Consider the following 8,273-nt stretch of genomic DNA (forward strand, 5'->3'; position numbering starts at 1 on the left):
TTCAACGAATCACTTTTTCAACCTGACCTGATGGCATAAAAACCATGTCGATCCCTGCAGCCAGCCTCTCTACTGACCAGGCGTTACCGTCTTTTTACTACGGAAGACAGACAAAGCCGTTATTCGCGGTGGAATCCCTGTTATCTGCGTTCCTGCCCGCCAGCTCACCCTTTGCGCTGCCGCGATCGACCTTTATCGTTTTCCGCCGACCCAGGCTGAATCCGGATTAATTCTGCTCGAAGAGGGGATTGCCTCGCTATGCCATGCGGAAAACAACATGGTGATATCAACGATATTTGCCCCTTCGCTATTGGGATTAATCGATGGTTACGGCGTCTTTAACGTTATTCCGGAAAACACACCACTGCTCTCTGTTTGCTGAGACAGATTTGCGCGGACGCTGGATAGGACACCAGGCGCGGTCGAGATCCTCAATGCGCAAAACCTGTGGCAGGAGATGGCCCATGTTCTGGCGCAGCGGCTGATGGTGTTGAGCATGCGTTCGCAGGAGATGGTGGGGGTGGATTCTTATCCGATGGTGCGAACCCTACTAACAGAGCTGGCGGACTACCCGGAGGAGTATCGTCGCCAAATTAATGCGTTAAGCTTTATACAGCGCCGCACCAACCTGTCGCGCAGCCGTGTTATGTCGATTCTGGCAGAGCTGCGCAAGGTGGTTACATTACGGTCCATCGCGGGGTGCTGGAAAAGATAACCCGCACGCTTCCCGCCCACTTTTAAACCCGCGCGTCGGAGGGGCGTGATTTTCCCACCCCTCGTCAGCCGGTGGGCTAAGGCTCAACCGGCGTCAGAAAGTCCAGCCGCAGCGGCTCAGCCAGCAGAGACTCCATCTGCGTCATAAACGCCTGAAAATAGGGCATCGCGACATGGGCATCGAGGGCGTCCTGTCCCTGCCACGCCTCGCACATATAGAAGGTGTCCGGCGCGTCGCGCAGCTGAAACAGGGCATAGTCGAGGTTGCCCGGCTCCTGTCTCGTCGGCAGGAGCAGCGCCTGCAGGGCCTGGCGCAGGGCGTCCGTTTGGCCCGGTTTCGCCTTGAGCACGGCGATAAGCGATATCATCTTAAAACCCCTCCAGCACGATCTTGCCGACGGCGCGTCCGGTTCCAGCTGGCGATGCGCTTTCTGCAGATTGGCGGCGGTGATGGCGCCGTAGTGTCGCCAAGGGTGGTTTTGATAGTGTGGTTGTCGATCAGCGCCGCCACGCGGGTGAGCAGCTGATGCTGGGCGATCATATCATCCGTCTCAAACATTGAACGGGTGAACATAAATTCCCAGTGCAGGGACAGGCTTTTCGCTTTCAGCGGCACCACGTCCAGGGTCTCGGGTCATCAATCAGCGCCAGCTTGCCCTGCGGGGCGAGGGCGTCGATCAGCGCGTTGAAGTGCTGCTCGGTATTGGTCAGGCTGGCGACATGGGTTACCGACGTGATACCAATGCGCGCCAGCTCGTCGGCGAGCGGCTTGCTGTGATCGATCACATGGTGCGCGCCCGCCTCGCGGACCACTGCTGGCTCTCGGGACGCGAGGCGGTGCCGATCACCGTCATGGCGGTCAGTTTACTGGCCAGCTGGGTCAGGATAGACCCCACGCCGCCCGCCGCGCCGACGATTAGCAGCGTGTCGCCCGCATTGCCGCCTTCCTCAACGCCGAGACGGTGAAACAGCAGCTCCCAGGCGTGATCGCCGTCAGCGGCAGCGCGGCGGCGGAGGCATTATCGAGGGTGCGCGGTTTGTGCGCCACCAGGCGCTCATCCACCAGCTGATATTCACTGTTGCTGCCGGCCCGGCCAGCGCGCCGGCGTACCAGACCTCGTCCCCGGCGCGAACAGCGTCACTTCCTCACCGACGGACTGCACCACGCCAACGGCGTCCCAGCCCAGCACCCGCGGCGTGTCACCCTGAAAGCCGGCGCGCACTTTGGTGTCTACCGGATTGACCGAGATAGCCTTCACAGCGACCAGCAGATCACGCCCGTGGGCGGTGGGGATCGGCAGGTCGATCTCGGTTAAAGAAGGGATGTTGTTGCCGTCAGCGGCGGCTTGAGTAATGGCGATAGCTTTCATAACTGCTCCGGTCTGTGATTCGGGTGAATGAAAAGATGGAGCCATCGTAGACCGCTGCTGGGAGGGGAAAAACGGGCTAACGGCAATAACAGTTATATGCAGAAAGTGAAAATCAGCCCACCTGATAGAAGTCGAGCATCACCCCATCCTGGGTCCGGCCACCGGCGCAAATAAACAGCGAGGTGGTTAGCCAGCTGAGCGCGGGAGCATCCACCTCAAAGGTGGGCACGGTGCGAAAATAGATGGCTTCTGGCGGAATATCGCTAAAAAAGCGCATATCGTCGGCGAAAAGCTGGTCATGATACTGGCCGGCACGCGGCGGATGCCATTGTTTTCCACATAGACCGTGCCTTCCGCCACCTGCAGGGCATAGCGGGCGGACAGCCTGCAGGTGCCGTCGGGTTCGATTATCTGGCTGTCGACGCCGCCGGGCAGCACGTGGCCGCGAAGTTGACCCGAGACGCTGCCGCCGACAATCGGGATCAGCTGGCGCTTACCGGTCTGCGGGCTGCGGGAGACGATTATCGGTTTATCAACCTGGATGGTAATGGAAAAACAGTGTCTGAGTTCGGGGGTCATTATGGCTCTCCTGTTTCGGTTGGTAACGGCACGCGGCCACCGCACCAGTGTAACGGGTTTTTGCGAGAGACAAAATAACGCAGGGTTTGGATGAAAATGATTGGCTGGGATGATGAGTTGGGGGGGGCTCAGGTTGGTAGGGAGTGGCTGTGGGGGAGCAGGGGCAAACTGGCGGAAGATCACAGGAGTTGAAACCTGCCCGGGACCGCTGGCGGCCCCAACTGGATTTGAGTCCAGCCACCTCACCGGAGATGACGATCTTCCGCGCCTCGATTGCTACATGGAGGCGGGGCGCATTATAGCTACTTTCAGCCGTTTACCACATACCTAAACGCACTTTTTACTGTTAAAACTGGACTTTACAGAACAGTCCTGGACAAATCCTCACAAAATCCGTGAGTTACACTTTTTCACTCCTGTTCCCTACCACGATCACAGAAAACAAGAAACGTAATCTGATAACGAGATATCGCAATTCATCTTAGTGCGGCAAAGGTTACAAAAACCGTAACCGGTACCAACCCTCGGTGCCGCTAAGGGAATAGTGCGCATATGAAAGATCACATTTTGTCGTCAAAGAGAAAATTGGTTACGGCATGGGTGATGCCGCCAGCCACATTATTTTTGATAACGTCATGTTGTATATGATGTTTTTCTACACTGATATTTTTGGTATCCCCGCCGGCTTTGTCGGCACCATGTTCCTGCTGGCGCGCGCGCTGGACGCGATTTCCGACCGTGTATGGGTCTGCTTGCCGACCGTACCCGCAGCCGCTGGGGTAAGTTCCGCCCATGGATCCTCTTCGGCGCCATCCCGTTCGGCCTCGTCTGCGTGCTGGCCTACAGCTCGCCGGATTTAAGCCACAACGGCAAGCTGATCTACGCCGCCGTGACCTACACGCTGCTGACCCTGCTCTACACCGTGGTGAATATCCCCTACTGCGCGTCGGCGGCGTGATCACCGACAACCCGACCCAGCGCATCTCGCTGCAGTCCTGGCGCTTCGTGCTGGCGACGGCGGGGGGCATGCTCTCCACCGTGCTGATGATGCGCTGGTCAACTTTATCGGCGGCGAAGACAAAGCGCTCGGCTTCCAGGGGGGCATCGCGGTGCTGTCGGTGATTGCCTTCCTGATGCTGGCCTTCTGCTTCTTTACCACCAAAGAGCGTGTCGAAGCGCCGCCGAGCAGTACCTCGATGCGTGAAGACCTGCGCGATATCTGGCGCAATGACCAGTGGCGGGTGGTCGGCGTGCTCACCATCCTCAATATCCTCGCGGTCTGCGTTCGCGGCGGCGCGATGATGTATTACACCACCTGGATCATGGGCTCGGCGGCGCTGTTCACGCCTTCTCACGACCTACTGCGTCGGCAACCTGATGGCTCGGCGCTGGCGAAACCGCTGACCGACTGGAAATGCAAAGTCAGCGTCTTCTGGTGGACCAACGCCTCCTGGCGGTGCTCAGCGTGGCGATGTTCTTCGTACCGATGGACGCCGAAATCACCATGTTTGTCTTTATCTTCGTCATTGGCGTACTGCACCAGCTGGTGACGCCAATCCAGTGGGTAATGATGTCCGACACCGTCGACTACGGCGAATGGTGTAACGGCAAACGCCTGACCGGCATCAGCTTCGCCGGTACCCTGTTTGTGCTCAAGTTAGGGCTGGCGCTGGGCGGCGCGCTGATCGGCTGGATGCTGGCCGGCGGCGGCTATGATGCCGCCGCTAAAACCCAGAACAGCGCCACCCTCACATCATTATCGCCTTGTTCACCCTCGTTCCGGCGGTGTGCTACCTGCTGAGCGCGGTGATCGCCAAACGCTACTACACGCTGAAAACGCCGTTCCTGAAAAAAATGATGGCCGAGCTGGCCGAGGGCGCGCGTCGCAACGAACAAGATTTCACCGCCGCCCCGATCGACAAAGAATGGCAAAACTAAGAGGACGTTTTAATGAAAATCAGTGATGGAAACTGGCTCATTCAACCAGGGCTCAAACCTGATCCAACCCGTACAGGTTACGAGTGGAGCAGCAGGGGAATGAAATGGTGGTCTATGCGCGCCGCGCGATGTCCGCGAACGCGCCTGGCAGCTGGATACGCCATTGTTCACCCTGCGCTTTTTCTCGCCGCAGGAAGGGATAATCGGCGTGCGTATGGAGCACTTCCAGGGCGCGCTGGATAACGGCCCGCACTATCCGCTGAACGTGCAGAAAGACGTCCATGTCGAAATAGAAATACGGCCGGGTTCGCCGAGCTGAAAAGCGGCAGCCTCAGCGTGCGGGTGACTAAAGGCGAATTCTGGGGGCTGGATTTTCTGCGCGACGGCCTGCGTATCACGGTAGCCAGCTAAAAAACAACGGCTACGTGCAGGATAGTAAGACCCAGCGCAACTACATGTTTGAGCGCCTCGACCTCGGCGTCGGCGAAACCGTCTACGGCCTCGGCGAGCGCTTTACCGCCCTGGTGCGCAACGGCCAGACGGTAGAAACCTGGAACGAGGACGGCGGCACCAGCACCGAGCAATCCTACAAAAATATCCCGTTCTATCTGACCAACCGCGGCTACGGCGTGCTGGTCAACCATCCGCAGCGCGTCTCCTTCGAGGTGGGCTCGGAGAAAGTCTCTAAAGTCCAGTTCAGCGTTGAAGGCGAATACCTCGAGTACTTCGTCATCGACGGCCCGACGCCGAAAGCGGTGCTTAACCGCTATACGCAGTTCACCGGCCGCCCGGCGCTGCCGCCGGCATGGTCGTTTGGTCTGTGGCTGACGACCTCGTTCACCACCAACTATGACGAAGCGACGGTGAATAGCTTCATCGACGGTATGGCTGAGCGCCATCTGCCGCTGCACGTCTTCCACTTCGACTGCTTCTGGATGAAGGCCTTCCAGTGGTGCGATTTGAATGGGATCCGCTAACTTTCCCGGACCCGGAAGGATGATCAAGCGCCTGAAGGAGAAAGGGCTGAAGGTCTGCGTGTGGATCAACCCGTACATCGGTCAGCGCTCGCCGGTGTTCAAAGAGCTGAAAGAGAAGGGTTATCTGCTGAAGCGTCCGGACGGTTCGCTGTGGCAGTGGGATAAGTGGCAGCCGGGCTGGCGATTTATGACTTCACCAATCCGGAAGCCCGCCAGTGTACGCTGACAAACTAAAAGGCCTGGTGGCGATGGGGGTCGATTGCTTCAAGACCGACTTTGGCGAGCGTATCCCGACCGACCGTCCAGTGGTTTGATGGTTCCGATCCGCAGAAAATGCACAACCACTACGCCTTCATCTATAACGAGCTGGTGTGGAAGGTGCTGAAAGAGACCGTCGGCGAGCAGGAGGCGGTGCTGTTCGCCCGCTCCGCCTCGGTGGGCGCGCAGCAGTTCCCGGTGCACTGGGGCGGCGACTGCTACGCCAACTACGAATCGATGGCGGAAAGCCTGCGCGGCGGGCTGTCGATCGGCATGTCCGGCTTTGGTTTCTGGAGTCACGATATCGGCGGTTTCGAAAACACCGCGCCGGCCCACGTCTACAAGCGCTGGTGCGCCTTCGGCCTGCTCTCCAGCCACAGCCGGCTGCACGGCAGCAAATCCTATCGGGTGCCATGGGCCTACGATGACGAGTCCTGCGACGTGGTACGCCACTTCACGCAGCTGAAATGCCGCATGATGCCGTATCTCTATCGTCAGGCAGCGCTGGCCAACGAGTTCGGCACGCCGATGCTGCGCGCGATGTGCTCGAGTACCCGGACGATCCGGCCTGCGACTATCTCGACCGCCAGTATATGCTGGGCGATTCGGTCCTGGTGGCGCCGGTGTCTCCGAGGCCGGCGAAGTGCAGTTTTATCTGCGGAAGGGCGCTGGACGCATCTGTGGCATAACGATGAATTGCCGGGTAGCCGCTGGCATAAGCAGCATCACGATGCGCTGAGCCTGCCGGTCTACGTTCGCGACAACAGCCTGCTGGCGCTGGGCAACAATGACCAGAAGGCGGATTACGCCTGGCATGAGGGCACCGCCTTCCAGCTGTTCCACCTTGAGGATGGACGCGAGGCACGCTGTGACGTTCCGGCGGCAGACGGCTCGACGATCTTCACCCTGAAGGCCAGGCGCCAGGGCAACGCCATCGCCGTGAGCGGCGAAGGCGAGGCCCGCGGCTGGACGTTATGTCTGCGCAATATCCCGCAGGTCGCGGGCGTGCAGGGCGGTACGCAGACCGGTAGCGAATGGGGGGTGGTGGTGAGCGCCGAGGGCAATACGCTGCCGATTACGTTGTAAATAGGTAACAGCAGCAGCCCTCTTCGCCAGGCGGAGAGGGTTTTTTTTATTCCATTTTTGTACAAAAAGTAACGTTCATTTCATAGTGTGACTCAGGCCGCAGACGCGGTTGTCGAAACGGTGTTAGCGTATTCTGCCGCTGAGAGGAGCCCGCCATGGACGTAGAAAATATCTTCGTGACGTGAAGCTAAGCAAAACGGAAATGACCGTGCTGCGCTTTATTCAGAACGACCCGGAGCAGTGTATCCGCCAGGGAGTTCGCGCTGTGGCCGAACAGTGCTACAGCAACCCCTCTTCCCTGGTCCGGATGGCAAAGAAACTGAAGTTCAGCGGCTGGCTGGAGCTGGTCTATTTCATCAAGTTCAATATCACCATGCCGAAGCTCGATGTCACCAACGATATCGACTACATGAGCGTTCAGCCGGAAGAAGCGCTGACGCCGCTGCTGGCAAGCCTTAAACAGCAGCGCATCCTGATCCACGGCAGCGGCTTTTCACAGCTGATCGCCCAGTATATTTACAACAAGTTTCTCGTCACCGGCGTGAATGCCAGCCTGGCGCTGTGGCCCGATTACGAAATCCTCGAAACAGAAAAACGCCGCCTGCTTCGACTCCATCTGGAATCATTTCTAAATCCGGGCGCAGCAGCTCGGCGCTCAACTGGTTAAGGCCCTGGAGGGGAAGGAGATTAATCTGGTCTGCTTTACCGGCGACTACCAAAGCCCGCTGGCGCAGGCCGCGGATACGGCGTTTATTATTCACGACCCGCAGAAGTTCGATGATGATATTTACTGGAGCAAACCCGTTTTTCGGCTACTGCATCTTAGGCTTTGAGCGACTATTGAAGATGTGGTTTACCAGTCTACGTAGCAATAGTTAGCCCCCGCTAAGCGCGGTGCGAGCGGGGGGAATCCCATCGGCAGCGGATTACCGCCAGGCGGCGAACTGCTCATCGTCGAGATAGGCTTCGACCAGGGTTTTCGCCAGCGAATAGGAACCGATCAGCGGGTGCGCCATCAGCGCCCGCACCGCCAGCGATTTATCCTGCTGCAGGATCGCCGCCACCGCCAGCCGCTCATACTCTTTCACGCAGGCAATCATTCTTCTGCGCCGTCGGTACCTTCACCGGCGTCACCGGCTTGAGGCCATCCCGGCTCAGGTCGCAGCTGATCTCGATCCACGTCGTCCGGGCGCAAAAAGTCGAGCGTGTCGTGATTCTGGATCGACACCACGATCCGCTTGGTGGTGGTGCTGTTTCACCGCTTCCAGGATATCCAGCGCCACTCCGGCATAGCCGCCGGTGTCCGGCTCTTCGATAAACTGGCGCAGCGTCAGCGGTTCGCGGGTGTGGA

The 8,273-nt window shown here is 58.7% G+C and carries 15 protein-coding genes, 1 tRNA gene and 2 pseudogenes; 10 read left to right on the forward strand and 8 right to left on the reverse strand.

Translation table 11 applies throughout. The features are described from left to right. The first annotated feature begins 447 nt into the window (after positions 1 to 447). Complete coding sequence (locus tag QWY92_RS18160) at positions 448 to 597, forward strand: hypothetical protein (RefSeq protein ID WP_290274166.1); 150 nt, start codon at positions 448 to 450, stop codon at positions 595 to 597. Next, the gene (locus QWY92_RS20605; protein ID WP_419761793.1) at positions 536 to 715 is read left to right on the forward strand and encodes a helix-turn-helix domain-containing protein; all 180 of its coding nucleotides are present in this window, start codon (positions 536 to 538) and stop codon (positions 713 to 715) included. The genes QWY92_RS18160 and QWY92_RS20605 overlap by 62 nt, the downstream gene beginning before the upstream one ends. A 76-nt stretch (positions 716 to 791) precedes the next feature. Here QWY92_RS20605 and QWY92_RS18165 read toward each other — a convergent pair whose 3' ends face one another. From QWY92_RS18165 to QWY92_RS18185, 6 genes are all read right to left on the reverse strand, one after another. Next, complete coding sequence (locus QWY92_RS18165; RefSeq protein ID WP_047694005.1) at positions 792 to 1,082, reverse strand: putative quinol monooxygenase; 291 nt, start codon at positions 1,080 to 1,082, stop codon at positions 792 to 794. Positions 1,083 to 1,320: 238 nt separating this feature from the next. Continuing rightward, positions 1,321 to 1,500, reverse strand: a complete 180-nt coding sequence (locus tag QWY92_RS20610) for a hypothetical protein (protein ID WP_290274167.1) — start codon at positions 1,498 to 1,500, stop codon at positions 1,321 to 1,323. Positions 1,501 to 1,787: 287 nt separating this feature from the next. Beyond that, positions 1,788 to 2,084: an alcohol dehydrogenase catalytic domain-containing protein gene (locus QWY92_RS20615; RefSeq protein ID WP_290274168.1), complete on the reverse strand. Its 297-nt coding sequence runs from the start codon at positions 2,082 to 2,084 to the stop codon at positions 1,788 to 1,790. A 112-nt stretch (positions 2,085 to 2,196) separates the two neighbouring features. After that, on the reverse strand, positions 2,197 to 2,313 hold the full coding sequence (locus tag QWY92_RS20620; protein WP_332880398.1) for a DUF3237 family protein: 117 nt from the start codon (positions 2,311 to 2,313) through the stop codon (positions 2,197 to 2,199). Further along, positions 2,271 to 2,663: a DUF3237 family protein gene (locus tag QWY92_RS18180; protein WP_290274170.1), complete on the reverse strand. Its 393-nt coding sequence runs from the start codon at positions 2,661 to 2,663 to the stop codon at positions 2,271 to 2,273. The genes QWY92_RS20620 and QWY92_RS18180 overlap by 43 nt, the downstream gene beginning before the upstream one ends. A 169-nt stretch (positions 2,664 to 2,832) precedes the next feature. After that, positions 2,833 to 2,927 (reverse strand) — tRNA-OTHER (locus QWY92_RS18185). Between the two features lie 383 nt (positions 2,928 to 3,310). On the opposite strand from QWY92_RS18185, the pseudogene QWY92_RS18190 reads away from it, so the two are divergent. The 8 genes and pseudogenes from QWY92_RS18190 (at position 3,311) to QWY92_RS18220 (ending at position 7,589) form a co-directional block, all read left to right on the forward strand. After that, a pseudogene (locus QWY92_RS18190) lies at positions 3,311 to 3,621 on the forward strand (MFS transporter). A gap of 106 nt (positions 3,622 to 3,727) precedes the next feature. Further along, positions 3,728 to 3,997 (forward strand): annotated as a pseudogene (locus QWY92_RS20625) (MFS transporter); the annotation flags it as partial. Positions 3,998 to 4,077: 80 nt separating this feature from the next. Beyond that, positions 4,078 to 4,464, forward strand: coding sequence for an MFS transporter (locus QWY92_RS18195; RefSeq protein ID WP_290274172.1), 387 nt, complete (start codon positions 4,078 to 4,080; stop codon positions 4,462 to 4,464). Continuing rightward, positions 4,428 to 4,601 carry a hypothetical protein gene (locus QWY92_RS18200; protein ID WP_290274174.1) on the forward strand — a complete coding sequence of 58 codons (174 nt, stop codon included), beginning with the start codon at positions 4,428 to 4,430 and terminating at the stop codon, positions 4,599 to 4,601. The genes QWY92_RS18195 and QWY92_RS18200 overlap by 37 nt, the downstream gene beginning before the upstream one ends. 359 nt (positions 4,602 to 4,960) lie before the next feature. After that, on the forward strand, positions 4,961 to 5,578 hold the full coding sequence (locus tag QWY92_RS18205; protein WP_336622107.1) for a TIM-barrel domain-containing protein: 618 nt from the start codon (positions 4,961 to 4,963) through the stop codon (positions 5,576 to 5,578). Positions 5,579 to 5,597: 19 nt separating this feature from the next. Further along, positions 5,598 to 5,804 (forward strand): TIM-barrel domain-containing protein, encoded by a 207-nt coding sequence (locus tag QWY92_RS18210; RefSeq protein WP_290274178.1) that lies wholly within the window; start codon positions 5,598 to 5,600, stop codon positions 5,802 to 5,804. A gap of 50 nt (positions 5,805 to 5,854) precedes the next feature. Next, the gene (locus tag QWY92_RS20800; protein WP_336622106.1) at positions 5,855 to 6,922 is read left to right on the forward strand and encodes a TIM-barrel domain-containing protein; all 1,068 of its coding nucleotides are present in this window, start codon (positions 5,855 to 5,857) and stop codon (positions 6,920 to 6,922) included. A gap of 181 nt (positions 6,923 to 7,103) precedes the next feature. Next, entirely contained in the window at positions 7,104 to 7,589 is a 486-nt protein-coding gene (locus QWY92_RS18220; protein WP_290274182.1) for a MurR/RpiR family transcriptional regulator, read from the forward strand. Between the two features lie 259 nt (positions 7,590 to 7,848). On the opposite strand, the gene QWY92_RS18225 is transcribed toward QWY92_RS18220, so the two are convergent. Continuing rightward, the gene (locus QWY92_RS18225) at positions 7,849 to 8,022 is read right to left on the reverse strand and encodes a family 4 glycosyl hydrolase (protein ID WP_290274184.1); all 174 of its coding nucleotides are present in this window, start codon (positions 8,020 to 8,022) and stop codon (positions 7,849 to 7,851) included. A 54-nt stretch (positions 8,023 to 8,076) separates the two neighbouring features. Beyond that, the coding region (locus tag QWY92_RS18230; RefSeq protein WP_290274186.1) for a hypothetical protein at positions 8,077 to 8,273 on the reverse strand (197 nt) is incomplete at its 5' end.

It is taken from the genome of Algibacter miyuki, from assembly GCF_030409805.1.
In the GTDB taxonomy this organism is placed as follows: domain Bacteria; phylum Bacteroidota; class Bacteroidia; order Flavobacteriales; family Flavobacteriaceae; genus Algibacter; species Algibacter miyuki.